Genomic DNA, 22,878 nt, shown 5'->3' with positions numbered 1-22,878 from the left:
CGACCTAACACACGCACTGTCCGACATGTCCCACCCAACACTGTCCGACATGTCCCTTCACATCACACTCCCGTACCGGGCTAAAACCCTCCCCGCAGCAGACACAGACCTCAGCGAAACCCCACTGGCCAGGTGATCGACGATTGCGTGAGCCTAGGTCGGCCAGCCGAACGCGAACACGTCCTGTCGAAAAGTCCGCTGTACCGCGACCGCACCCACCCGCAGTACCACCACCCCCACCCACACATCAGTCAGAAGAGCCGGATAACCCCTCGAGGTGTCGGTTCTCCCCTCGCATACGACCAGAGAACCCACCGCACCAGGGTTTATCCCGCTCTGTTGTCATTTCCGTGGGTCGCAGACCCCAGCCACCTTGGCAGTCGTACGGCCGGCCCGGCACGACTGGCGACGTACGGCGGCCGGGACCGCCGGGGGACAACGGGGGCCGGGATCGCTGGAGGACGGGGTGCCGGCACCGCTGGAGGACGGGGTGCCGGACCGCTGGCGAACGGGCGCCGGGACCGCTGGCGGAGTACGGGGCCGGGGACATCCGACAGGAGCCGGGGCTGGGACAAGTTGTCGGGACCTGGGACAGGTCGTGAGGTGTCCCAGGTCCCGACATGGTGTCCCCGTCCCCGCCCGCCAGAGCGCACCTGGCCGGTGGACCCGGTCGCCGTCGTGATCCTGCGGCCGCCTGATATCCGTGCGCGTGCTGGGTTCTCCGCTGGCGTACGACGGGAGAAGGCACCACTCGCGGGGATAACCCCTGAGGTGGATGGTTGCCCACTCAGAATCGCAGGGGGCAACCATCCAGGTCGGGGGTTATCCGCGCGAGTGGGCACGGAACCGGGGTGGAGCGAGGTTGGGGTGGTCAGCGGAGGAGGTCGACGGCGACGCGGGCGGCTTCGCCGATGGCGGCGTCGACGCGGGGCTGGCGGAAATCGCCGCGGGCGGCCAGGGTGAAGATCGCGAGTGCGAAGGCGGCACCGTCGGGCAGGGTGACCACCCCGACCTCGTGGCGGAGGGCTCCGAACGTCCCGGTCTTCCCGGCGACGCGAATCGCGTCGTGCGGGAAGCCGGAGGCCAAGCGGTGGCCGAACACCTGCCGATGCATCGTCGCCTGCACGAACGCGGTCTGCTCGGGTGACAGCAACTCCCCCGCCCACAATCGCCGCAACAGCGACGTCAGGTCCCGCGGAGTGCTCGCCGACGCATTCGCCGCCTCGTAGATCCCGGCCGGATCGGTCCGGTCGTTGTCCGCGAGTACGGCGAGTGCCGCATCCGGATCGTCGAGTCCGGTCCGGCGTTGCAGGTCACGCAGGTTGCCCGCGGTCCCTCGTCGTACCCAGGTCCGTTGCAGGCCGAAGGATTCCAGCAAGCCGGCCAGCCGCCGCAACCCGACCACATCGAGCAACGCATCGGCTGACGCGTTGTCCGACACCGTCATCATCGACACGGCCAGGTCGCGCAGCGACACCGTCACCGGGTCCGCGAACAACGACAGCCCGGTGGGCCCGGCGGTCCGCGTCGACGGATCCAACGTCAGCCGCTCGCGCGGATCCACCTCGCCCAGGTCCACCAACCGGCAGAACCCGGCGAGCAACGGCAGCTTGTACACAGACGCCATCGGTACGACGCGATCCGCATCCACCTCGACCGTCGACTCCGGCGCATCGAGTGCGACCGCATGCAACCAGCCGCGAACGCCGGCGTCCTCGAAGACCGCACGGATCCGGGCGCTCACGACGCCACCAATGCATCCGTGAGTTGCGCCATCACGTCCGCCGGGCGCAGGAACGGCGTACGCGTCCTGGACCAGACGAGCCGGAGCCGCAACGGCAGCGGATCATCGACGAGCCGGTGCCGGCCGATCCCCGGCGCCGCGAGCGCGGGATCCGCCGTCACCACCGCGACCTGACCCGCGGCCGCCATCGCCAGTCCGGCGCGTTCGTCCGTGACCACGACGGTCCCGCCGTCGGGCCGGTGCAACGCGAGCGTGTCCAGGAACAGATCCCGCGCCGCCGGCGCCTCGGCCCGCGGCCGGACGGCGATCGGCAGCCGCTCCAACTGCCGCAACTTCAGCTCCGAGCCGTCATCGGCCATTACCGACGTCGGTACGAGCGCCCAGGTCGGCAGCAGCGTGACCGGCCCGGCTTCCAACCCGTCGAGCACGGCGGGATGCAGTACGGCGGCCAGCGTCAGACGGCCCGCGGACACCTGAGCTACGAGCGAGCTGGTCGGCGCGGACACCACCGTCACCCGGCTGCCCTGGATCACCGCACCACAAGCCGCCGCTACCGCAGCACCGGCCGACGGCGGGACCTCCGGAGCGAGTCCGAGCCTGATCTCCGGCCCCTCCGGATCACGTCCGACCGCGGCCTGGTGCAGCTCGTCGATCGAGCTCAGTGCCCGCCGCGCGTACGGCAGCAACGCGGCGCCGGCCGAGGTCAGCTCGACCCGGCCCTGGCCGCGCTCGAACAGCTTGGCTCCGACCAGCGCCTCAAGCCGGCGCAGCCCTTGGGACAGCGGCGGCTGGGTGATGCCGACCACCCGGGCCGCGTCGCCGAAGTGCTGCTCCTCGGCCAGCGCGATGAAGATCTGCAGATGCCGCTCAGTCAGCATGACCTGACTGACCTGCAGTGATATCTCCAGCCAATCGATGCATGCGTAAGAGCATATTCGACAGACTCCGGCGGCCTCACCTTGACTGAAGCTCCGGTACGGCGAGAGGAGACACGGTGAAGGTGAGTCGCAGAGGCATGCTGACGGGCGCGGCGGCAGTCGGAGCGGCCGGCGTGATCGGGGCGGCGACCCGCGAGGATGCCGCAACGGCAGACACGCAAGCCGGCGAGACCCAGATGGCCCAGACCCAGACGGCCGAGACGCACGGCGGGTCAGGGCAGCGGACCCCGGTGGAGGTGACCTGGTTCGGGACCCACGCGTGGCAGCTGCGCTGCGGCAAGAGCGTCGTACTGACTGATCCGTGGCTCACCCGCTTCAAGACCGGCACGTTCACGCCGGAGGGTGCGGATCCCAAGACCAAGCTGGTGATCAAGCCCGAGGTGATCGATCGCCACCTCGGCACGGCCGACGCGATCCTCGTCCACCACGCGCATTACGACCACATGGCCGACGTACCGTACGTCGCGAAGAAGACGCAGGCGACGGTCCTGGGCACGCAGACCCACGTCAACCTGCTCCGCGCGATGCGCACCCAGGAGGACCTGCTGTCACCGGTGCGCGGCGGCGAATACCTGCCGTTCGACGGCTTCGCCATCGAGGTGTTCCCGTCCCTCCACTCCTGCAGCGGGAAGCGGCACACCTACGCGTACCCGGGCTACCACCTGGAGTCCGCGCCACCGCGCCCGCGGGTGATCGAGGACCTGGTGGAGGGCGGCACCCTCGCGTACGTGATCACGATCGGTGGCCTGCGCATCCTCAGCCTCAGTACGGCGAACTTCGACCAGAACGCACTGCGCGACCTGCAGGTGGACGTCGTGTTCGCGGCGCCCGGCGGCGAACCGGGCATCACCGACCGGCTGTTCGACACCATCAAGCCGGTGCAGAAGGTCATCGCGACCCACTGGGACGACTTCGACAAGCCGCTCGACGAGCCGGGCGTTCCGTGGACCGACCTCGCCCCACTCCGCGCCGCAGTCGAGAAGGCCGGCGCGGAGTTCGTCCTCCTGGATCACCTGGAGAAGATCACGCTTTGACCCGGTAGTGATACGAGGCGACGGTCTGGAAACCGAGGCGGTCGTAGAGGGCGCGGGCCGGCGCGTTGGCCTCGACCACGGCCAGCCAGATGCGGCCGATCCCCTGGGCCGTTGCCGCCTGCAACAAGCCGTGGATGACGGCCTGGGCCAGTCCCTGCCGGCGCAGGTGGTCATCGACGGCGAGGCAGTACAACCCCGACCAGTCGTCGACGAGCGCGAGCCGCCCGATCGCCGTGATGTGGTCGCCGGCGCGGACGGTTGCGTACAGGGCCCGGCCGCGGTGGAGGATCTGCTGGGCGGTCGCCTGCTCGGCAGGTGTGCCGTGTCCGTCGACCCGCCACCAGAAGTCCGTCCAGCTGTCGTCCGGCGCCGAGGAAATATTCACCTCGACCGTCGGCTCGGGGAGCTTGGCGAGGATGTCCGCGACCTCGGCGCACTGCACGAGCGTCGGTGTCACGATCTCATAGCCACGCGCCTCGAGGTGCGCGTCGAGGTCGGCGGGCCGAGCCGCCGAGCTGATCTGGAAGGACGGCGTGATGCCGTGCGCCTGGTACAGGTTTTCCACGTAGTCCAAGGCTTTTCCGAGGTCGGACGGCGCGTCCGCGGGCAGCACCGAGTTCGCTCGGAGGGTCACGCCGGCGTTGCGGCGGACCAGCCAGCCGTCGAGGTCGGTGCTGTCCGCGGCAGGCCACCCTTGGTTCATCAGACCATTCATGCGAGCTGTAGTGATCACCCGCCCAAGAGTAGAAGCAGGCGGATTAAATTGCAACCGATTGCATAATTATTCATGCATTCCGGAGTGTCCCGATCACGTCCGCCAGCAGATCGATGCCCTCGACAACTTCCTTCGGGGTGAGCGAGCCGTAGCCGAAGACCAGTCCGGCCGGCCCTGGGGCCGACACCCAGTACGGCGCCAGTCCGTAAACCCCCAGACCGCGTTCGAGCGCAGCCGCCTGGAGTGGTTCCTCGGCCAGATCCGGCGGCAGCAACGCCATCACATGCAGCCCCGCGGACACCCCGACCGGCTCGAACTCCGGCAACCGAGCCGCCAGCCGATGGACCAGCGCGTCCCGCAGCAGGCGGTAGCGCGGCCGCATCCGGCGCAGATGCCGGTCGAACTCACCCCGAGCCACGAAGTCCGCGAACGCCAGCTGATCGAACACCGGCGATCCCCGATCGTCCATCAGCTTGGCCTGCGACATCGGCTCGACCAGCCGGGCCGGCAGGATCAACCACCCCAGCCGCAGCCCCGGCGCGAGGGTCTTGCTCGCTGTCCCGGCGTACGCGACCCGATCCGGCGCGAGGCCCTGCATCGCCCCGATCGGCTCCCGGTCGTACCGGTACTCCGCGTCGTAGTCGTCCTCGAAGACGAGCCGATCGCCGCGAGCCGCCCAGGCCACCAGCGCCGCCCGGGTTTCGGCCGACGCCACCGCCCCGGTGGGGAACTGATGCGCCGCCGTCACCAGTACGACGTCAGCTCCTGACCGCTCGAGCGCGTCGACATCGATCCCCGAGTCCAGCACCGGTACGCCGACCGCCTCGAGACCGGCCGCTGCCGCGACGTCACGCAGGTCGTTGTCCGACGGATCCTCGACAGCGAGCCGCCGATACCCCTGCGCGGCCAGGACTTGCAGGAGCAAGCGCGATCCCTGGGCGAAGCCGTTGCAGATCAGCATGTTCTCCGGGCGGGCCGCCGTACCGCGGACGCGGTTCAGGTAGTCGGCGAGCGCCGTCCGCAGCTCGATGGTGCCGCGACCGTCCAGGTAGGCGAGGCTGCGGTACGGCGTCTCGTTCAGCACCCGGCGGATCGACCGGAGCCACGCGGCGCGCGGGAACTGCGAGACGTCCGGCCGGCTGTAGCGGAAGTCGATCCGCGGCGGACCGCTCGGCGACGGCTTCACCGCGGAAGGCTCGACCACGGCGATGTCGGCGACCTGTGTGTAGCCGCCGCCCCGGCTGACCAGGTACCCCTCGGCGACCAGCTGTTGATAGGCCTCGACCACGACGCCACGGGACAGCCCGAGGTCGTGCGCGAGCGCCCGGGTCGACGGCATCACCGTGTCGGCGCGCAGCAGACCGGCCCGGATCCGCGTCCGGATCCCACTCTCCAACTGCTGGTGCAGCGGTACGCCGGTGTCCCGCCGGAGCTCGACCAGCAGCTCGCCAGGCCCTGAACTGGTACTGATTCGGCTCACACAACTGGACCTTATCGGAGTACCGCAGCGCTGTCAGTGTTGAAGCAAGCCGATCAGAGAAGAGAGACCGATGACCACACTGCTGCGCTCCGGAGACCAGGGGTACGACGAGGCCCGGACGGTTTGGAACGCGATGATCGACCGCCGCCCCGCCGTGATCGCCCGGTGCGAGAGCACCGAGGACGTGGTCGCCGCGGTCCGGTTCGCCCGCACGAACGGCCTCGAGATCGGGGTCCGCTGCGGCGGGCACAACATCGCGGGTCTCGCCGTACCGGACGGTGGCCTGATGATCGACCTCACGCCGATGAACGCGGTCCGGGTCGATCCCGAGCGGCAGGTGGCGTGGGTCCAGGGCGGCGCGCTGCTGGGTGAGCTGGACAAGGCCGCGCAGCCGTACGGTCTGGCGACGACCGCGGGCAATGTCTCGCACACCGGCGTCGGCGGGCTCACGCTCGGCGGTGGGATGGGGTGGCTGGCCCGGCGATTCGGTCTGGCCTGCGACAACGTGGCGTCGTACGAACTGGTGACGGCGGACGGCTCCGTCGTGCGGGCGAGTGCCGACGAGAACCCGGAGCTGTTCTGGGGTCTGCGCGGTGGTGGCGGGAACTTCGGGATCGTCACGTCCTTCGAGTTCCGGCTGCACCAGGTGGGGACGCGGGCGCTCAGCGTCGAGTTCACCTACCCGGCGTCGGCGGGGTTCGAGGTACTGCGCGGGTGGCGTGAGCTGAACGCGAACGCACCGCGGGAGGCGACGTTCACCGCAAGCATCAAGCCGGACTCGATCACCGTCGGATACGTGTGGGTCGGCGAGGGCGGCTATTCCTTGCTGCCGGCCTTCCGCGCGCTGGGTCCGGTCAGCGATGAGGTTGTCGAGGAGACGTCGTACCTCGTGCTGCAGACCCGGGACGACAACGTGCAGGGTCACCGGTACCGCCGCTACTGGAAGGGCCACTACTTCAAGGCGCTGCCCGACGACGCGATCCGTGCGTTGCTCCGGACGCCGGGTGTGTCCGCCAGCCTGCAGGCGTACGGCGGCGCGATCGCCGACGTCCCCGATGACGACGCGGCCTTCAGCCACCGGGACACGCTGTTCGAGTTCGTCACCGCGACGCGCTGGGACGACCCGGCCGAGGACGAGACCCGGATCGCACAACTCCGCGAGTACGCCGCGGCGCTGGCGCCGTACGCGAACGGGGCCTACGTGAACACGCTCAACGGCGACTCGATCAGCCGCGCGTTCCCGCCGGCCAAGCTGGCCCGGCTGACCGCGCTCAAGACGGCGTACGACCCGGCCAACGTCTTCCACCTCAACCAGAACATCCGCCCCGGCGAGGCGACCGCGGAGACCGCTGCCTGACTGGTACCTGTTGAGGGTGGACTTCGAGTCGGTGTTCGCCGATGTCGCCCGGGTGATCGAGGGCACCGGCGTGGTCATCATGGCCGTCGGCCTCGCCGTTGTCCTGGTCCGCTATCTGTACGACGTCGTCCGCACGGGCACGGGCAGCTACCAGCAACTCCGGGTCAACCTCGGCCGGGTGATCCTGCTCGGCCTGGAGATCCTGATCGTCGGCGACATCATCCGCACGATCATCGTCGACACGTCGCTCCAGAACGTGCTGGTGCTCGGTCTGATCGTGTTGATCCGGGTCGTTCTCAGCTTCGCCCTCGAGGTGGAGATCTCCGGCGCCTGGCCGTGGCAGCAACGCCGGTCCGAGCCGGCCCCGCCCGACACGGCATGATGGTGTTGTGACTGAACTGACTCCGGAGTTGGCCGCAACGATCGAGGCGGGCTTCGCGCGCCGGGATCGGGACAACATGCAGCCGACCATCGACTTCTTCGAGAAACTGCTGACCGAGCACCCGGACAACCCGTATGTGCTCTACGAGGTCGGCGGCTCGTACGACACCGACGGCCAGGAGGAGAAGGCGATCGGGTACTACGAGCGTGCGCTACCCCATCTGACCGGGGAGATACGCCGGAAGTGCCTGCTGCAGTACGGCAGCACCCTGCGCAACCTCGACCGGTTCGACGAGTCGCTGGACGTGTTCAAGAAGGCGTGCGCCGAGTTCCCGGAGTCGGACTCGCTGCGGGTGTTCAAGTCGCTCACCCTGCACGCGGCCGGTCACAAGGACAAGGCGCTGGCCACGCTGCTGCTGATCATCGCCGACCGGGTGGACAGCCCGGAGATCAAGCGGTACGAGGCCGCCATCCGCGGTAACGCCGACTACCTCGCGAACCTCTGAAGATCGCACGGACAGTGAAGCAATCAGCACGATGAGTTTCAAGGTGTGTAAAACCTCAAGAGCTACAGGTGTTTCAGCAGCCACTCCGAACGCACGCCCCCACCGCGCGCGGTTGCCCGAGCGCGTGGGGGCAGTGATCCCGGCGAACGCGCCGCCGGTGGTGATCCGTTACCGGCGGGAGGTCCGCCGCGCGGTGCGTCGCCCGGTACGGCGTGCGACCCTGCGTGATCCGAACATGTGGTTCCTCCTGGTAGTGGAAAGGACTCGTAGTCGTGAACACCGGCCGGCATGGTCAGCTGGCGGCGCCCGCCTTCTCCATGTCGTGCAGCTCCTTGGCCTCTTCGGCCGACATCAGCCCGAGTCCGACCAGATCCAGCGGGCTGATGAAGCCGTCACTGATGCGGAAGCCGCCCGCGCGGGCAATCGCGTCCCGCAATGGCACAGCCCAGTTGTGCTCCAGCAGGATGAGCGCCGCGGCGGAGTCGTTCGGGATGTCGTCGAGCACATCCCAGGCGTCCTCCTCGTCGAACACGTTCACGCCGCCCTCCTCGGCCACTGCCTCGGCGCCGGCTTCCGCCCCGGCCTCCATGCCCTCTTCACCCTCGAAGCCCAAGCCGATCAGCGCCCCGATCTTGCTCCCGAGCTCGATCGCCTCCGCCTCGGTCAGGTTGCTGAGATGCTCTACCTCGATCTCTCCGTCCGCGCTCTTGTAGACCGCCAGCGAGTCGATCACCCGAACGGTGTCGCTCTCCCGCAGCCGCTCCAGCTCAGCGATGATCTCACCGTGGAACTCAGGGTGTGAGAACCCCAGCACGATGAGCTGCACTGGTCCGATTGCCATCTTCAAACCTCTTCCGTCTGGCCCGTTCCGGCGCACCCCGAGGGCGTCCGTCTCTTACCTCCCACCCTGAACGGCGCGTCAGGACTGCGCCTCATCCCGCGCGGGTGAGCGGCGACGCCGAAGCCAACAGACACTGCAACATCAGCACGCGCACGCGACGCCACGAGGCGCGGTGAGCGGATCGGGCAGGCGCCGGTCGATCCCGGCGGCGGTCTCCACCGGCAGCCCTTCGCGGGCCCAGTACTCGAAGCCGCCGATCATTTCCTTGACCGGGTAGCCGAGCTTGGCGAACTCCAGCGCGGCCTTCGTCGCGCCGTTGCAGCCGGGGCCCCAGCAGTACGTCACCACCGTGACGCCGGCCGGTACGGCGGACGCCGCCCGGGCCGCGATCTCCCGGGTCGGCAGGTGGATCGCGCCCGGTACGTGACCCTGGTCCCAGCTCTCCTGGCTGCGGCTGTCGACCAGGACCCACCCGGTCACGCCGGCGCCGATGTCGGCGGCCACGTCCGAGACATCCGCCTCGAACGACAGCCGGCCGGCGAAGTGCGCGACGGCGGCCGCCGGTGCGGCGGCGGAGGTCTGCAGGACGGCCGAGGTCTGAACGGTCATGGCTGGCTCCTTAGTGATCAGGGAGCCACCAGCGTCAGGCATCACCGGCAGTGTGCAACAGTGGCAGAAATGCCCTACTACTACAAGATTCAGCCACGCCGTGCACTGATCTTGGCCCGGGCCCGGGCGGTCTTGATCGCCGCCTTCAGCGTCTCGACGTCGTACGCGCCGTAGTGCCGTTGGCCGTTGACGAAGAAGGTCGGTGTGCCGGACACGCCGCTGGTGTCCGCGGACTCCACGTCCTGCGCGACCCGCGCCGCCGCCACGTGCCGCTTCACGTCGTCATGCAACTTCGCGGTGTCCAGGCCGAGTTGCTCGGCGTACCCGATCAGGTCGGTCGGCTGCAGCTTGTCCTGGTTCGCGAGCAGCAGGTCGTGCATCTCCCAGAACGCACCCTGCTTGGCGGCGGCCTCGGACACCTCGGCGGCGATCTGCGCGCGGGGATGGACGTCGCTGAGCGGCAGGTGCCGCCAGACGAACCGCAGATCGTCGTCCTGCAGCACGTCCCGGACGATGGGCTCCGCCATCCCGCAGTACGGGCACTCGAAGTCGCCGTACTCCACCAGGGTCACCGAGGCGGTCTCCGGGCCGCGGATGTGGTCCCGCTCGGGATCGACCGGGTCGGTCAGATCGAGCAACTGCTCCGCGTCGCCGAGCAGTGCCAGCGCCTTCTTCGGCGGTGAGAGCAGCTTGGCCGCACGGAACACCAGCCAGGTCAGCCCCGAGGCGACGATCACTGCCGACAGCAGGCCGACCTTGGCTTCGGCCAGCTGCGGCCCCTCGAACGCGATCGTTGCTATCAGCAAGGAAACCGTGAACCCGATCCCGGCGATGGTGCCGCTGCCGACGACCGCGGCCCAGCCGACCGTCGGCCGGAACCGGCCACGGCTGAAGCGGTCCAGCAGCCAGGACACCGTCGTCACCGCGACCGGCTTGCCGACCACGTAGCCGACCAGGATGCCGAGCGTGATCGGCGCGGTGTACGCGCGGCCGAGGAAGGCGGCGTCGATCGTGACCCCGGCGTTGGCCAGGCCGAACAGCGGGACGATCAGGTAGCTGGTCCACGGGTGGTAGAGGTACTGGAGCCGCTCGTTCGGCGAGATCGTCGCGGTCAGCCCGACCGTCGCGGAGCGCGCCAGCTCGGGCGTCGGCTGCTCGCGGAACAGCCGGAACAGCCCGGACGCCTCCTCCAGTTCCTCCCGGCCAGGTGAGTACGCCGTGGCTGTCAGCCCGATCGCGAGTCCCGCGACGACAGGATCCACACCGCTCTTGAGCAACGCGGCCCACATGATCACGCCGAGTACGACGTACGCCCAGGCCTTGCGGACGTGGAACAGGGCGAGGCCGAGGACGACGCCGAACGCCACGATGGCCGCCACCAGCGGCATCAGCTGGATGTTCTCGCTGTAGACGACGGCGATCACGACGAGCGCGAGCAGGTCGTCGACCACGAACACCGTCAGCAGGAACACGCGGACGCGGTCCGGGACGCCGCGTCCCACCAGCGCGAGCAGGCCGAGCGCCAGCGCGGTGTCGGTGGACATCGCGACACCCCAGCCATGCGAGCCCTCGCCGCCGGCGTTGAAGGCCAGGTAGATGAGCACCGGCGCGACCATCCCGCCGACGCCGGCCAGCACCGGCAGCACGAACCGGGTGCGGTCACGCAGGTCACCGAGGTCGAACTCGCGGCGCGCCTCCAGGCCGACCACCAGGAAGAACAGCGTCATCAGGCCGCTGTTGATCCACTCCCGCAGGTCCAGGCTCAGGACGTTGTGGCCGAGTCCGATCGACAGGTCGGTCCGCCAGAAATCGTCGTACATCCCGGGCAGGACATTGGCCCACAGGAGGGCGACCACGATCGCCGCGGCGAGGACGCCGGAGCTGCCCGCCTCGGTCCGGAGGAACGCCCGGAGCGGTGCTGCGAACTCCCGCCGCCAGTTGGTCCGGCCGCTCATCAGCGCGGGGAAGTCCGTCATGGCATCACTCTAGCGTTCTGGGTTGAAGGACCCAGAAAAATCCATGCCGATCCGGCTAACAGTTCGGGGGTTGCGGGCTGCATGATGTGTCCTGAGGATCACTCCAGCCACGGGGTGCCCGATGGCTTGAGCACGACTGGAGTCCCCTGTGTCCGAGCAATACCTCGCCATGAGCGCGTCCGCGGACTCGTTCGCGCGACTGGCGATCGAGATGCATGAAGCACCCGGGGTGGAGGAGACGATCGACGCGGTCGTCCAGTTCGCCCTGCAGGCACTGAGTTGCACGTATGCCGGCGTCGCGCTGTACGCCCGTGGCTCCCGCCCGGAGGTCGCCGCCGTCACAGACCCGGTCGTCGCCGACGTCTACGACCTGCAACTCAGCAGCCAGACCGGGCCACTGGTCACCGCACTGCAGGAGAAGACAACCGTTCTGATCCGCGACACGTCCACCGACGACCGCTGGCCCGAGTGGGCCGCCAAGGTCGCCGCGCTCGGAGTCCGCAGCGTCCTCGACGTACCGCTGGTCACCGGCGGTGGGGCCCACCAGACGGTCGGTGTGCTCGGCCTGTACAGCCCGACCGCGGACGCCTTCGACGCCGACGACGAGGCGATCGCGCACATCCTCGCCCGGCACGCCTCGGTCGCGGTCGCCTCCGCACGGCACGAGGAGACGATGGCCCAGGCCGTCGACGCCCGCAAACTCGTCGGCCAGGCGATGGGCATCCTGATGGAACGCTTCGATGTCGACGGCGACCGTGCCTTCGCCATCCTCAAGCGCTATTCCCAGGACACCAACACCAAACTCCGCGACGTCGCCCAGCATCTGATCGACACCCGCAAACTCCCGCACTAGGACTGCTGGCTCTTCTGGGGTGCTGAGACAAGGAATAACGGCTCTTCTGACAGATGTGTGGGTGGGGGTGGTGGTACTGCGGGTGGGTGCACAGTCTCTGCTGGTGCCGCCCCCTCCGGGGTGGGTGGGTCTGTGCCCTGGTGCGGGGAGGGTTTTAGCCTGGTCCGGGAGTGTGGTCCGGGAGGAAAACCCTCCCCAAACCGGCAGAAAACCCTCCATCCGAACCGGCGTCCCGGTTCTAGGCCGGTACGCCGGTCACCTGGCGGATGATCGTGTCGAAGGCGCGGGCGGGGAGCAGGCGGCGGAGGGTGATCAGGGGCTTGGCGGCGAAGCCGACGGCGTAGCGCGTTCTGGGGTGGCGGGTGGTTACGGCCTTGGCGATGGTGTCGGCGACGAGCTCCGGTGGGGAGCTGCGACGGTCGCTCGACTCCGAGCTCATCGAGATTGCCATGGCTTCGGCTTGGGCGGCGTACGGGCCGGAGGCTGAGGTCGTGCGGAGCTTGTCGGCGGCGATGCTGCCCCACTCGGTCCGGATGCTGCCGGGCTCGATCAGGACGACCTGGATGCCGAAGGACCTGGTCTCCAGGCGGAGGCAGTCACTGAGCGCCTCGAGGGCGAACTTGGTGCCGTGGTACCAGCCACCGAGTGGCGTGTAGATCCTGCCGCCCATCGAGCTGATGTTGACGATCGTCCCGCTCCGCCGCGCACGCATCCCGGGCAGCACCAGCTGGATCAGCCGCGCCGCACCGAAGACGTTGACCTCGAACTGGTACCGCGCCTCGGACAACGGCACCTCTTCCAGAGCGCCGTACGACCCGTAGCCGGCGTTGTTCACCAGTACGTCGATCTGCCCGGTCTCGGCGAGGATCCGGTCGACGCCGGCGCGCAGTGAGTCCTCATCGGTGACGTCCAGCTCGAGCAGCCGGATGCCCGCGTCGCCGAGGCTTTTCATCCGCTCGAGCCGGCGGGCCGCGCCGTACACGGTGTAGCCGAGTGCGTGCAGTTTGCGCGCGGTGGCCTCGCCGATGCCGGACGAGGCGCCGGTGACGAGAGCGATTCTGGACGTCATGTCAGCGCTCCAGACGATCAAGGTGAACTGCGGTTCACGATAGGACACCGGGATGGCCTGAGAGCACGAGACCGAATCTGACACCGTTGTCCGGGGAACATTTGCCGAAATCGGGTGCATACTTCGAGAAGAATTGGGTACGGCGCCCGCGGATGGTTCATCTGTGCAAGGGGTGTGGACACCTAGGCGCCCTTGGGTTGAGCATGACGCCGGGACTTGTGCGGCCAGAACGGCGGACCGGGTCACGTCCCGGCGTCCTCACCCCGATCGCGCGGTTACCCTGTCGAGATGGGTGAGTGGCGGCCGCTCTCAGGGCCTTCGCGGCAGGTGGCGCTGGAGATCCTGCTGGACGGTCCACTGTCGCGTGCCGAGTTGTCCCGCCGGGTCGGTCTGTCGCCGGGAAGCCTGACCCGCCTGACGAAACCGATGGTCGAGTCCGGACTGCTGGTCGAGGTGGCCGGTGGACCGACGGACGCGCGGGTGGGCCGGCCATCGCAGCCACTCGACCTCGACGCGGCCGCCCACCATTTCGTCGGCATCAAACTCACGGGCGACTCGGCGATCGGCGTACTGACGACGCTGCGTGCCGAGGTGATTGCGAGCACCGAGCGTCCGCTGACCGATCCGACCCCGTCCGTGGTGGCCGAGCTCGTCCTCGAGCTCACCGACGACCTCGCCATCCAGGTGCCCGGCGGGACCCCGATCACCGGGCTCGGGGTGGCCCTCGGCGGCCGGGTGGCGAACAACACCGAGGTCCGCTGGGGACCGTACCTGAACTGGGTCGACGTACCGTTCGGCGACATCGTGGCCGCCCACACCAGCATCCCCGTCGTGATCGCGAACGACCTCACCGCGCTGACCGAGGCGACCCACTGGTTCGGCGCGGGCCGGACTGCCGACCGCTTCGTGCTGCTGACGATCGGGGCCGGAGTCGGGTACGGACTGGTTGTCCACAACCTGACCGTCGACAGTCCCGACACGGACATCGGCACCATCGGTCACTACCCACTGCTGCCGGACGGCCCCCGGTGCGAGCGCGGCCACCGCGGCTGCGCGCTCAGCCTGCTGACCGTCAGCGCGATCACCGAACAGGTCGGCACGGCGGTCGGCCGGACGGTCGGCTACGACGAGAGCCTCGATCTCGCGGCCAAGGGCGACCCCGCGGCGAGCGCGGTGATCGGCCGCGCGGGCCGCGCGCTGGGCAAGCTGATCGCGGCGGCCGCGAACTTCACCATGCCCGAGCTCGTCGTCCTCGGCGGCGAGGGCGTCCGGCTCGCCGAGGTCGCGCATGCCGACCTGCTCGCCGCGCTGCACGCGGACCGGCATCCGTCCGCCGCGGAGCTACCGATGGTGCTGCAGCCCGCCGACTTCACCGAGTGGGCTCGCGGCGCCGCGGTGGTCGCGATCCAGACCTTCGTCCTCGGAACCGAGTAACTGACTATTATGTGATAAACAGTTACACTCCAGGTCATGGACTCAGTGAGGCGATGGCTCGAGGGCTGGCGGCTCTGCCGCGGACTGGAACCGGTGATCGAGTACGACGACGCGCTGGCCGCCGTACTGCGGTTGCCCGGACGCGAGCGGGAGTTGTTCGCGCTCGGCGACGATCCGGCGATCGTGGATCGGCTCGCGGCGCAGGTGTCCGGGGACACCTGGTTGACCGTGACCACGCAGCATGGCGACGAGATCGCCCGACGGCTCGCGGCCGCGGGGGTGCAGCCGTTCGCGGAGCAGAAGACGCTGATGTCGATCGACTTGCGCGAACACTCGCAACCGACGACGGCGGCGTACCGACTTGAGGTGAGCGCCGACGAGGCGCTCGAGTATGTTCGCATGCTGGCGGCGGACGGCACAGTCGCGGCGCGGGGTATGGCGGCGATCGTCGGGAGCGACGCGGTGATGCATGACATCCAGACCGATCCGGCGCATCGGCGGCGTGGGCTGGGCAGTGTGGTGATGGGCGCGCTGAGCCGGCGGGCCTTGGAGCGCGGTGCGCGGACGGGGTTGCTGATGGCGACCACCGACGGGTTCCACCTCTACCGGAAGCTCGGCTGGTTGCCCGAGGCAACCATGGTGACCGGGTCAGGCAGTTCGCGCGCGGTGGGCGGCGACCTTGGTGCGGTTCTGGCAGGCCGTTGAGCAGAACCGCTGCGTGCGGCTCCGGGTCGCGTCGAGGAACAGGTCGTCACAGCGGGTCGCCTCGCAGCGGCGGAGACGCTCGACCTCGTCGCTGCCGAGCAGCATCGCCGCCGCGGTCGCGAACTCGGCGATCCATCCAGTCGCCCCGGGGCCGCCGAAGTGCAGATGCCACGGCGCCCCGTCATCCCGCACCAGCTGCGGCGCCGCCTTGGTATCCCTGAGCAAGTCGTTCACCAGGCCGACGGCGCCGTCCACATCCGGCAGCCGGCTCAGAGCGTCGTACAACTGCTTACCCCCGGAGGCGTACGCCGCCACGTCCACCTCACCGACGCGGTTGGTGGTCAGTCGCAGGACAGCGCGGATGTCGTCCGCCTCGGGGGGAACCGCCGGCCGCCCTTGGCGCGTGGCGGATCCGAAGGCGTTCGCCAGTGCGATCGCCGCGACCAGCGACGCCTTCAGGTGATCCGTAGCCTCCACTCCGCCATTATCGCGTGACGGCGGAAATCGTTCATCCGGAGGAGGTGGGTCAGACCAGGGCACTGCGGCGCGTGCTACCAGGGTCGTACGCCCGGGCGGGGGAACATCCGCCCGGGCTCCGATGCCGCAGATCGTTGCCGGGACCAACAATGACGGACATGAACCTGGTTGAGTCCCGCCACCGCCCTTCAGTCCGTGGGATCGCCGGCCTGTCCCAGGCCGTCGTCGACCTCGCGGCCGTTCGCGACAACGTCCGCACCTTCCGGCGGCTCGTGCCGCAGGACATCCTCGCGGTGGTGAAGGCCGACGCTTTCGGCCATGGCGCCGTACCGGTCGCCCGAGCCGCGGTCGAGGCCGGCGCGACCTGGCTCGGCGTTGCCCACGCCGACGAGGCGCTGCAGCTGCGCGCCGGGGGCCTGACCGTTCCGATCCTGACTTGGTTGTACGACGCAACCGAACTGCTGCTGCTCGGCGATGTCAACGTGGACGTGAGCGTCTCGACGGTAGCCGAACTCCAGCGTGTCGTCTCCATTCCTTCTGTGCACTTCGTGCACCTCAAGCTGGACACTGGACTCCACCGGGCAGGCAGTGCACCTGACCTGTGGCTCGAGCTCACTCGCGCGGCGGCGCACTACGAGGGGCTCGGCGCCGTCACGGTCCGCGGGATCTGGTCTCACCTCTCGCACGGCGACTCGCCCGATGCCGCGCAAAGCCGGAGGCAACGACAGCTCCTGCGGACCGGGGTGAGCCTCGCCCGCCGGGCCGGGCTGCGGCCGAGCGTCGTACACCTGGCGAACTCGGCCGGCGCGATCACGCTGAACGCACCGGACTGCGATCTGGTCCGGATCGGCGCCGGTCTGTACGGCATCGACGAGGTCGGCATCGGTTTGCGGCCGGCGATGCGACTGACGAGCAAGCTGGCCCAGGTACGCCGGATCGGAGCCGGCGAAGGGGTTTCGTACGGGCACGACTACGTCGCGGACCGGGACACCACGATCGGCCTGGTCCCGCTCGGGTACGCCGACGGGATCCCGCGGGTCGCCGTACGCCGGGCCGGTGTGCAGTGCCGGGGTGTGCGGATGCCGGTGATCGGCCGGATCGCGATGGACCAGTTCGTCGTCGACGCCGGTGATCTAACGGTTGAGCCCGGTGAGCCGGTGACCGTGTTCGGAGACGGCTCGGGTGGCGAGCCGACCGCCGCTGATTGGGCCGACTGGGCCGGGACCATCCCGCACGAGATCTACTGCGGTATCGGATCCCGCGTGCCCCGTCGTTACGAGGAGGGCATCCGATGAAGGTCGCGGTGGTGCTGGGTGGCGCGAGTCCTGAGCGCCGGGTCTCGCTGGCCAGCGGCAAGGGCATCGTGAAGGCGGTCGAGCTCCTCGGCCACACCGCGATCCCGTTGGTGATCGATGCCGCGGGCAACTGGTTGGACGGGCAGCACGAGGCGATCGAGATCCTGCAGGCGTGCGACGTCACCATCCCCGCCTTGCATGGTGAGGGCGGTGAGGACGGCACGCTGCAGGGCTTCTTCCAGCAACTGAAGATCCCGTACGTCGGCAGTGGCGTGGCAGCCAGCGCGGTCGGGCTGGACAAGCGCCTCACCAAGGCGGTCCTCATGGCGCACGGCATCGCGGTCACTCCGGGCGTGACCCTGCGCGGTCCGGACCTGACCGACATCGAGGCCGCGATGCAGAAGATCAAAGTGGCCGGGCTCGAGTTCCCGGTGTTCGTCAAGCCCGGCAACGGCGGCTCGAGCTTCGGAGTGACCCGGGCGACCGATCTGCGGACGCTGTCGGCCGCGATCGCGGATGCCGCCGTACTCGATCCGGTCGTGCTGGTGGAGCGGGAGATGGTCGGCCGGGAGATCGACCTGGCCGTGCTGGAGTTCCCGGACGGGCGCGTCGACACGGCGCCGGCGCTGGAGATCCACGCTGATCCGGCCGAGCCGTTCTTCAACGCGGCTGCCAAGTACGACAGCGGCGCCACGCGGTTCGTCGTACCCGCGCCGCTCGAACCCGGGTTGGCCGAGCGGCTTCGGCGTACGGCGATCGATGTCTTCGCCGTACTCGGGTGCAAGGGACTGGCCCGGGTGGACTTCTTCGTACCGGCCGATTGCGAGCCGGTGGTCAACGAGATCAACACGTTCCCCGGGTTCACCCCGGCGTCGCAGTTCCCGCGGATGTGGGCGGCGGCCGGGATGTCGTACGCCGAGGTCGTCGACACGCTGATCCGGACGGCGGTGGCCCAGCAGTGACGGTTCTGTTGAGCGACGAAAGGATCACCCGGATGTTCGCGGATGCCCCAGGCTGTCGTGAGCTTGTTCTCCCCGGGCTGAGCAGGTCATTCCAGGAGGGCGGCGGTGAACGTCTCGCGGTGACGTACCAGCCAATCCCGGATGCGGTCCCAGCGTTCCCATCCCCCGCGCTCGGCCAGTGCTTGGCGATAGATGGTGTCGCCGTCGGCCACGCGGCGCGCGACGAAGGCCCGGCATACTGCGGTGGCCTCCTCGATGGTGCCCGGCAGTTCGGCCCGTTCCCGCTGCGAGAGGCCGTAGCCGTCGGCAAGGATCCGAAGTCGCGTCGGGGCATCCAATCCGGCAGGGTAATAGCCGGCCGCTGATGCGGGGTCGAGCATGGGGATCCAGTAGCGGGCGGTCATGGCGACGTCCCAGAGGGGGCGCCCAGGGGCCGCCATGTCGAAATCGATCAGCCCGCGGCTCGGCCGTCGCGGAAGACGACGTTCTCCGGGCATACGTCGTTGTGACAGAGCAACGTCCCGCCCTCCGGATCAGCCAGATCTCGGGGCCATGCGACGTCGATGTCGAGGGGAATGTCCGCGCTGGCCTCGTGGAGGCGCCGCAGCAGGCTGCCGACCGACGTCAGTGCAGTCTGGGTCACGGCCCAAGGCGGGAACGGCGGCAGGGCAACGTCGCCGGTAAGAAAGGTCAGCTGCTCGCGGCCGTCCTTGGTGAGCTGAACGGGGGTCGGTGCCGCGTCGAAGCCGTGATGTCTCAGTGCGAGGAGGTGGGCATGGATGGCACGCGCGGTGCGCGGCGCCGGGCGATCCACCAGCGCCCCGTGACGGAAGACCGCGCCCGGGTTCACCATGCCGCCTGTGAGCACTTCGCGGTTCGTCGCGTCGTCTTCAGCCATCATGCCGATCACGCTAGCGTCAAACCGGCTCTGTGAGGGCCCACCTCGAGGACCGCCCGGCCGCGCTCTACGCTCCGGTGTCCAGCCTCTCGATCTTGGTGTAGACAGTAAATGTCGAGCTCGGTCGTACGCCTCCGACGTCGTGGACATGAATGACTACGGAGTGACCGGTGCGACCACCGGAGCAGAGGTGTTGCTGAAGCTGCCCGTCGACGCGGTGTGGGCAGGGATCACGGCCATCGAACGGTACGGCGAGTGGAGCCCGGAGTGCTACTACGGCGCCTGGCTCGACGACGCGGACCGGCCTGTCCCCGGTGCCCGCTTCGAAGCGCGGAATCGCTTCGCGGACGGCTATGAAACCTACGTGACGTGCACAGTTACGATCGCCGATGAACCGCTGCGCTTCGGCTGGGACGTGTACAGCGGTGAGGATGTGCCCTTCGCCCACTGGGAGTACGAGCTGCAGCCGCAGGGGCGGGTGACGCTGGTGCGGCAGTCCTTCACCCATGGACCTGGTGACAGCGGCCTGCGTTCCGGCGTGCAGCAGCAGCCCGAGCGGGCCGCGGAGATGATCCAAGGCCGCCTGGACCAGCTGTCCGCCAACATGCGGAAAACCCTGCTGTCAATGCAGGAAACGCTGTCCTGATGACGGGGAGGTTCAGGAGGCTTCGCTGGCCTTGGTGGTCGAGGGCGCCACCCATAGGCACTCGGCCGTGCCTTCGGCCAGGTGCTGTTCGTAAACGCTGACCTTGTGGGTGATCACCCGCAGGCACTCGGTGAGTTCCTGGATCTGGGCGGTGACGTGGTCCTGATGACTGCGGAGCAGGGCGAGGCGGTCCTGCTCATTGCCGGAGCCTTGGCGGACCAGCTCGGTGTACTTGCGGATCGTGTCCAGCGGCATCCCGGACGAGCGGAACTTGATGCACATGTCCAGCCAGTCGACATCGTCCTCGGTGTAAACGCGCCGGCCGTTCGACTCCCGCCGTACGGCGTCCGCGAGCAACCCCTCGCGCTCGTAGAACCGGAGTGCGTGCACGCTCAGCCCGGTCCGTTCCGCAACCTGTCCGATACTCAGTCCAGCGTCCATACGCGGCACCATAACCCCGGTCGTAGCTCTTACAGCAGTGGTTTCAGGGCCGTCAGCGCCTGATGGACGTCGGCCATGGTCGTGTAGATATGGAAGGACGCGCGCAACTTCCCATCGCGGACGGCCGCGCGGATGCCGGCGGACGCGAAGGCCTCCTGCGCGCCGGGGAGCGGCGTGCTCACGATCGCGGAGTCCCCCGGTGGCAGCCCGAGACCGGCGCGGAACTCGTTCGCCAGCTCCAGATTGTGCTCGTGGATCGTCTCGACGCCGATCTGCTCGATCAGCTCGAGCGCGGGCGCGGCCCCGACGAAGGAGAACCACGCCGGCGACTGATCGAACTTCCGCGCGCCATCGGCGAGCACCATCCGCGTCCCGTAGTACGAGTCGTGCACGTCGGCACCGGCGTACCACCCGGCGGCCGACGGTCGGCATCGCTCCTGCAACCGTGGCGAGAGATACCCGATCGTCGCGCCGCGTGGCGACATCAGCCATTTGTAGGTGTGCGCGACCAGCGCATCGACACCGTCCACCCGCAACGGCAACCAGCCCAGCGCCTGGCTCGCGTCGATCACCACCAGCGCGCCAATTTCCTTGCTGGCGGCAACAACCCCGGCCAGATCGAGGACGGCGCCGGTCGACGACTGGACCGCACTCACCGCGACCAGGTCGATCCCTGGCCGGATCGCCGCGACCAGCTCATCCCCTGGTACGGCGACCACCTCGACGCCACGGTCCCCGTGGACCTGCCACGGAAACACGTCCGACGTGAACTCGACGTCGTCGGTCAGCACCTTCGCCCCGTCCGGCAACGCCGCCGCGATCGGCGCCAACGCCGCGGAAACCGTGCTGCCCACGAACACATCGCCGGCGTCCGCCCCGACCAGCCGAGCGAACGACTCCCGGGCCTGGGTCGTCGACTTGTCCCATGGCTCCCAGGACGTCGCGCCGATCCGCCAGTCGGCGAGCGCAGCCTGCAACGCCTCCCAGGCCGGCTTCGGCGGCAGTCCGTAGGACGCCGTGTTCAGCCAGCCCGGCTCCGGATCCCATAGTCCGGCGAAGTCCCCAAGAGTTCCCATTGCTCCACCCTACGCAGCCGCGCGGACGGGCCGCGGGAGTTGTCCACAACCGTCAGTCACGCAGGTGGGCAAGCAGCATCGCCAGCCGCCGCTGAGCCCGCGACGTGCGGCTCTTCACCGTGCCGAGCGGGACGCCCAGCCGGTCCGCGATCTCGGTCTGAGTGAGCCCGTCGTAGTACGCGAGTCGCAGTACCTGGCGATCCAGCGGCCGTAGTCGCGCCAGCGCGGCGCGTACCTGCCCGGCCTGCCAGACAGTGACGATGCTCGGCGGCTCGGCGACCGCGACCTCGACGGTGTCATCGAACGTCAACTGCTCCTGGGTACGACGCTCCCGCCGGTAGATGTCGACCGCTGCACGCCGCGTGATCGCGTACAACCACGGCTTGAGTTCCCGCCCCGGATCGAACCTGTCAGCCGCCCGCCACGCCTGCACGAACGCCCGCTGTACGGCGTCCGCCGCGTGCTCGCGATTCCCGAGCAGGTTCAGCGCGGTCGCGAACATCGGCCCGGAATACCGCTCGTACACCTCGGGCAACGCCGACCCGTCACCCACCCGAAAGCGCTCCCCCAGCGTCTCCTGTTCCATCAAGGTCGTCATGGAACCTCATGCTGCGTTCGCCGGCCCGTTGCCCACATCGGTGCCAATCACCTATTTCAGGCGGCACCTACCTACGGGTTGACCTAGAGAGCGGTCTAGCTTCTAGCCTTTCGCCGGTCAGGACAGGAAAGACTGGGGAGCTGTTTCATGCGCTGTCGCACGCTGGGCGGGACCGGGATCGAGGTCAGTTTCGCACTGCCTCGGCGCGATGATGTTCGGCGCGGTCGGGAACCCCGACCACGAGGACTGTGTCCGCATCATCCACGCCGCCCTCGACCAGGGCATCAACTTCGTCGACACCGCGGACATGTACTCGACGGGCGAGTCCGAGGAGATCGTCGGCAAGGCGCTGAAGGGCCGCCGGGAGGACGTCGTACTCGCGACCAAGGTGCACTTCCCGTTGCACGACCACAGCCGGAACCGCAGCGGGAACTCCCGGCGGTGGATCACTCGCGCGGTCGAGGACAGCCTGCGCCGGCTCGACACCGAGTGGATCGACCTCTACCAGGTGCACCGGCCGGATCACTCGACGGATATCGAGGAGACACTTTGGGTGCTCAGCGATCTCGTCAGCGCCGGGAAGATCCGGGCGTTCGGATGCAACTCGACGGCCTGTTGAAGGGCGCCGACCTCACCCTGGACGACGCGACCCTCGACCGGATCGACCAGATCGTCCCCCCAGGCACCGACCTCTGGGACACCGACGCCGCCTGGCGCCCCGAATCCCTCACCAACCCCACCACCCGCCGCCGCCCACCCACCGACCGCTGACCCCCGCGCGGACGGAAGATGAAGGTTTTCACTCAGAAGTGTGGCGACGGCGGTTTGTTTTTGACAGGGCGA

At 68.8% G+C, this 22,878-nt stretch carries 26 protein-coding genes; 12 read left to right on the top strand and 14 right to left on the bottom strand.

From position 1 onward, the window contains the following. Positions 1-871: 871 nt before the first annotated feature. Together ACXC9Q_RS38175 and ACXC9Q_RS38170 are read right to left on the bottom strand one after the other, a co-directional pair. On the bottom strand, positions 872-1,744 hold the full coding sequence (locus tag ACXC9Q_RS38175; RefSeq protein ID WP_457061605.1) for a serine hydrolase: 873 nt from the start codon (positions 1,742-1,744) through the stop codon (positions 872-874). Further along, on the bottom strand, positions 1,741-2,622 hold the full coding sequence (locus tag ACXC9Q_RS38170) for a LysR family transcriptional regulator (RefSeq protein ID WP_457061604.1): 882 nt from the start codon (positions 2,620-2,622) through the stop codon (positions 1,741-1,743). The genes ACXC9Q_RS38175 and ACXC9Q_RS38170 overlap by 4 nt, the downstream gene beginning before the upstream one ends. 122 nt (positions 2,623-2,744) lie before the next feature. On the opposite strand from ACXC9Q_RS38170, the gene ACXC9Q_RS38165 reads away from it, so the two are divergent. After that, positions 2,745-3,716: an MBL fold metallo-hydrolase gene (locus ACXC9Q_RS38165; protein ID WP_457061602.1), complete on the top strand. Its 972-nt coding sequence runs from the start codon at positions 2,745-2,747 to the stop codon at positions 3,714-3,716. Here ACXC9Q_RS38165 and ACXC9Q_RS38160 read toward each other — a convergent pair. Both ACXC9Q_RS38160 and pdxR read right to left on the bottom strand, forming a co-directional pair. Then, positions 3,706-4,449, bottom strand: coding sequence for a GNAT family N-acetyltransferase (locus tag ACXC9Q_RS38160; RefSeq protein WP_457061600.1), 744 nt, complete (start codon positions 4,447-4,449; stop codon positions 3,706-3,708). The two genes, ACXC9Q_RS38165 and ACXC9Q_RS38160, sit on opposite strands and share 11 nt — an antisense overlap. A gap of 52 nt (positions 4,450-4,501) precedes the next feature. After that, entirely contained in the window at positions 4,502-5,911 is a 1,410-nt protein-coding gene (gene pdxR / locus ACXC9Q_RS38155) for a MocR-like pyridoxine biosynthesis transcription factor PdxR (RefSeq protein ID WP_457061598.1), read from the bottom strand. Between the two features lie 70 nt (positions 5,912-5,981). Here pdxR and ACXC9Q_RS38150 point away from each other — a divergent pair, with 70 nt between their 5' ends. Genes ACXC9Q_RS38150 through ACXC9Q_RS38140 form a run of 3 tightly spaced genes read left to right on the top strand, consistent with a single transcriptional unit; the run spans position 5,982 to position 8,155 of the window. After that, complete coding sequence (locus tag ACXC9Q_RS38150) at positions 5,982-7,268, top strand: FAD-binding oxidoreductase (protein WP_457061596.1); 1,287 nt, start codon at positions 5,982-5,984, stop codon at positions 7,266-7,268. A gap of 16 nt (positions 7,269-7,284) precedes the next feature. Continuing rightward, entirely contained in the window at positions 7,285-7,650 is a 366-nt protein-coding gene (locus ACXC9Q_RS38145) for a DUF1622 domain-containing protein (RefSeq protein ID WP_457061594.1), read from the top strand. Positions 7,651-7,657: 7 nt separating this feature from the next. Then, the gene (locus tag ACXC9Q_RS38140; RefSeq protein ID WP_457061593.1) at positions 7,658-8,155 is read left to right on the top strand and encodes a tetratricopeptide repeat protein; all 498 of its coding nucleotides are present in this window, start codon (positions 7,658-7,660) and stop codon (positions 8,153-8,155) included. A 292-nt stretch (positions 8,156-8,447) separates the two neighbouring features. On the opposite strand, the gene ACXC9Q_RS38135 is transcribed toward ACXC9Q_RS38140, so the two are convergent. From ACXC9Q_RS38135 to nhaA, 3 genes are all read right to left on the bottom strand, one after another. Then, a complete protein-coding gene (locus tag ACXC9Q_RS38135; RefSeq protein ID WP_457061592.1) occupies positions 8,448-8,996 on the bottom strand; it encodes a hypothetical protein in 549 nt (182 codons plus the stop codon). A gap of 141 nt (positions 8,997-9,137) precedes the next feature. Continuing rightward, the gene (locus tag ACXC9Q_RS38130) at positions 9,138-9,605 is read right to left on the bottom strand and encodes a rhodanese-like domain-containing protein (RefSeq protein ID WP_457061591.1); all 468 of its coding nucleotides are present in this window, start codon (positions 9,603-9,605) and stop codon (positions 9,138-9,140) included. Positions 9,606-9,694: 89 nt separating this feature from the next. Then, positions 9,695-11,581: a Na+/H+ antiporter NhaA gene (gene nhaA, locus ACXC9Q_RS38125; RefSeq protein WP_457061590.1), complete on the bottom strand. Its 1,887-nt coding sequence runs from the start codon at positions 11,579-11,581 to the stop codon at positions 9,695-9,697. 169 nt (positions 11,582-11,750) lie between these two features. Between nhaA and ACXC9Q_RS38120 the strand changes: the two genes are divergently transcribed. Then, positions 11,751-12,434, top strand: coding sequence for a GAF and ANTAR domain-containing protein (locus ACXC9Q_RS38120; protein ID WP_457061615.1), 684 nt, complete (start codon positions 11,751-11,753; stop codon positions 12,432-12,434). Positions 12,435-12,672: 238 nt separating this feature from the next. On the opposite strand, the gene ACXC9Q_RS38115 is transcribed toward ACXC9Q_RS38120, so the two are convergent. Beyond that, on the bottom strand, positions 12,673-13,503 hold the full coding sequence (locus ACXC9Q_RS38115) for an oxidoreductase (RefSeq protein WP_457061589.1): 831 nt from the start codon (positions 13,501-13,503) through the stop codon (positions 12,673-12,675). Positions 13,504-13,791: 288 nt separating this feature from the next. Here ACXC9Q_RS38115 and ACXC9Q_RS38110 point away from each other — a divergent pair, with 288 nt between their 5' ends. Together ACXC9Q_RS38110 and ACXC9Q_RS38105 are read left to right on the top strand one after the other, a co-directional pair. Continuing rightward, the gene (locus ACXC9Q_RS38110; RefSeq protein ID WP_457061587.1) at positions 13,792-14,937 is read left to right on the top strand and encodes an ROK family transcriptional regulator; all 1,146 of its coding nucleotides are present in this window, start codon (positions 13,792-13,794) and stop codon (positions 14,935-14,937) included. A 36-nt stretch (positions 14,938-14,973) separates the two neighbouring features. Next, positions 14,974-15,642 carry a GNAT family N-acetyltransferase gene (locus ACXC9Q_RS38105; RefSeq protein ID WP_457061586.1) on the top strand — a complete coding sequence of 223 codons (669 nt, stop codon included), beginning with the start codon at positions 14,974-14,976 and terminating at the stop codon, positions 15,640-15,642. On the opposite strand, the gene ACXC9Q_RS38100 is transcribed toward ACXC9Q_RS38105, so the two are convergent. Further along, on the bottom strand, positions 15,586-16,119 hold the full coding sequence (locus ACXC9Q_RS38100; protein WP_457061584.1) for a CGNR zinc finger domain-containing protein: 534 nt from the start codon (positions 16,117-16,119) through the stop codon (positions 15,586-15,588). The genes ACXC9Q_RS38105 and ACXC9Q_RS38100 overlap by 57 nt on opposite strands. 158 nt (positions 16,120-16,277) lie before the next feature. On the opposite strand from ACXC9Q_RS38100, the gene alr reads away from it, so the two are divergent. Together alr and ACXC9Q_RS38090 are read left to right on the top strand one after the other, a co-directional pair. Beyond that, a complete protein-coding gene (gene alr / locus ACXC9Q_RS38095; RefSeq protein ID WP_457061583.1) occupies positions 16,278-17,414 on the top strand; it encodes an alanine racemase in 1,137 nt (378 codons plus the stop codon). Continuing rightward, on the top strand, positions 17,411-18,376 hold the full coding sequence (locus ACXC9Q_RS38090) for a D-alanine--D-alanine ligase family protein (protein ID WP_457061582.1): 966 nt from the start codon (positions 17,411-17,413) through the stop codon (positions 18,374-18,376). The genes alr and ACXC9Q_RS38090 overlap by 4 nt, the downstream gene beginning before the upstream one ends. Positions 18,377-18,462: 86 nt before the next feature. On the opposite strand, the gene ACXC9Q_RS38085 is transcribed toward ACXC9Q_RS38090, so the two are convergent. Then, entirely contained in the window at positions 18,463-18,780 is a 318-nt protein-coding gene (locus ACXC9Q_RS38085) for a hypothetical protein (RefSeq protein WP_457061580.1), read from the bottom strand. 47 nt (positions 18,781-18,827) lie between these two features. After that, positions 18,828-19,277, bottom strand: a complete 450-nt coding sequence (locus ACXC9Q_RS38080; protein ID WP_457061579.1) for a hypothetical protein — start codon at positions 19,275-19,277, stop codon at positions 18,828-18,830. Positions 19,278-19,464: 187 nt separating this feature from the next. On the opposite strand from ACXC9Q_RS38080, the gene ACXC9Q_RS38075 reads away from it, so the two are divergent. After that, positions 19,465-19,920 carry an SRPBCC family protein gene (locus ACXC9Q_RS38075; RefSeq protein ID WP_457061577.1) on the top strand — a complete coding sequence of 152 codons (456 nt, stop codon included), beginning with the start codon at positions 19,465-19,467 and terminating at the stop codon, positions 19,918-19,920. Between the two features lie 12 nt (positions 19,921-19,932). Here ACXC9Q_RS38075 and ACXC9Q_RS38070 read toward each other — a convergent pair whose 3' ends face one another. Genes ACXC9Q_RS38070 through ACXC9Q_RS38060 form a run of 3 tightly spaced genes read right to left on the bottom strand, consistent with a single transcriptional unit; the run spans position 19,933 to position 22,035 of the window. Continuing rightward, positions 19,933-20,361: a MerR family transcriptional regulator gene (locus tag ACXC9Q_RS38070; RefSeq protein WP_457061576.1), complete on the bottom strand. Its 429-nt coding sequence runs from the start codon at positions 20,359-20,361 to the stop codon at positions 19,933-19,935. Between the two features lie 29 nt (positions 20,362-20,390). Then, positions 20,391-21,437, bottom strand: a complete 1,047-nt coding sequence (locus ACXC9Q_RS38065) for an aminotransferase class V-fold PLP-dependent enzyme (RefSeq protein WP_457061575.1) — start codon at positions 21,435-21,437, stop codon at positions 20,391-20,393. A gap of 52 nt (positions 21,438-21,489) precedes the next feature. Then, positions 21,490-22,035 (bottom strand): RNA polymerase sigma factor, encoded by a 546-nt coding sequence (locus ACXC9Q_RS38060; protein ID WP_457061574.1) that lies wholly within the window; start codon positions 22,033-22,035, stop codon positions 21,490-21,492. A gap of 208 nt (positions 22,036-22,243) precedes the next feature. Here ACXC9Q_RS38060 and ACXC9Q_RS38055 point away from each other — a divergent pair, with 208 nt between their 5' ends. Then, entirely contained in the window at positions 22,244-22,654 is a 411-nt protein-coding gene (locus ACXC9Q_RS38055; protein ID WP_457061573.1) for an aldo/keto reductase, read from the top strand. Beyond that, positions 22,633-22,806: a hypothetical protein gene (locus ACXC9Q_RS38050; protein WP_457061572.1), complete on the top strand. Its 174-nt coding sequence runs from the start codon at positions 22,633-22,635 to the stop codon at positions 22,804-22,806. Before ACXC9Q_RS38055 ends, ACXC9Q_RS38050 begins: the two co-directional genes overlap by 22 nt. Positions 22,807-22,878 lie beyond the last annotated feature (72 nt).

The sequence above is a fragment of the Kribbella sp. CWNU-51 genome (assembly GCF_054073265.1).
The sequence above is the reverse complement of the archived record's forward strand: the minus strand, read 5'-3'. Positions and strand labels throughout refer to the sequence as shown.

Excerpts from the sequence above, each read along its gene's own strand:
- ACXC9Q_RS38080 (WP_457061579.1), bottom strand. The coding sequence starts at position 19,277 with ATGATGGCTGAAGACGACGCGACGAACCGCGAAGTGCTCACAGGCGGC.
- ACXC9Q_RS38050 (WP_457061572.1), top strand. The coding sequence starts at position 22,633 with ATGCAACTCGACGGCCTGTTGAAGGGCGCCGACCTCACCCTGGACGAC.
- ACXC9Q_RS38055 (WP_457061573.1), top strand. The coding sequence starts at position 22,244 with ATGATGTTCGGCGCGGTCGGGAACCCCGACCACGAGGACTGTGTCCGC.
- ACXC9Q_RS38135 (WP_457061592.1), bottom strand. The coding sequence starts at position 8,996 with ATGGCAATCGGACCAGTGCAGCTCATCGTGCTGGGGTTCTCACACCCT.
- ACXC9Q_RS38085 (WP_457061580.1), bottom strand. The coding sequence starts at position 18,780 with ATGACCGCCCGCTACTGGATCCCCATGCTCGACCCCGCATCAGCGGCC.
- ACXC9Q_RS38120 (WP_457061615.1), top strand. The coding sequence starts at position 11,751 with ATGAGCGCGTCCGCGGACTCGTTCGCGCGACTGGCGATCGAGATGCAT.
- ACXC9Q_RS38070 (WP_457061576.1), bottom strand. The coding sequence starts at position 20,361 with ATGGACGCTGGACTGAGTATCGGACAGGTTGCGGAACGGACCGGGCTG.
- nhaA (WP_457061590.1), bottom strand. The coding sequence starts at position 11,581 with ATGACGGACTTCCCCGCGCTGATGAGCGGCCGGACCAACTGGCGGCGG.
- ACXC9Q_RS38090 (WP_457061582.1), top strand. The coding sequence starts at position 17,411 with ATGAAGGTCGCGGTGGTGCTGGGTGGCGCGAGTCCTGAGCGCCGGGTC.
- ACXC9Q_RS38110 (WP_457061587.1), top strand. The coding sequence starts at position 13,792 with ATGGGTGAGTGGCGGCCGCTCTCAGGGCCTTCGCGGCAGGTGGCGCTG.
- ACXC9Q_RS38130 (WP_457061591.1), bottom strand. The coding sequence starts at position 9,605 with ATGACCGTTCAGACCTCGGCCGTCCTGCAGACCTCCGCCGCCGCACCG.
- ACXC9Q_RS38170 (WP_457061604.1), bottom strand. The coding sequence starts at position 2,622 with ATGCTGACTGAGCGGCATCTGCAGATCTTCATCGCGCTGGCCGAGGAG.
- ACXC9Q_RS38065 (WP_457061575.1), bottom strand. The coding sequence starts at position 21,437 with ATGGGAACTCTTGGGGACTTCGCCGGACTATGGGATCCGGAGCCGGGC.
- ACXC9Q_RS38060 (WP_457061574.1), bottom strand. The coding sequence starts at position 22,035 with ATGACGACCTTGATGGAACAGGAGACGCTGGGGGAGCGCTTTCGGGTG.
- alr (WP_457061583.1), top strand. The coding sequence starts at position 16,278 with ATGAACCTGGTTGAGTCCCGCCACCGCCCTTCAGTCCGTGGGATCGCC.
- ACXC9Q_RS38150 (WP_457061596.1), top strand. The coding sequence starts at position 5,982 with ATGACCACACTGCTGCGCTCCGGAGACCAGGGGTACGACGAGGCCCGG.
- ACXC9Q_RS38105 (WP_457061586.1), top strand. The coding sequence starts at position 14,974 with ATGGACTCAGTGAGGCGATGGCTCGAGGGCTGGCGGCTCTGCCGCGGA.
- ACXC9Q_RS38115 (WP_457061589.1), bottom strand. The coding sequence starts at position 13,503 with ATGACGTCCAGAATCGCTCTCGTCACCGGCGCCTCGTCCGGCATCGGC.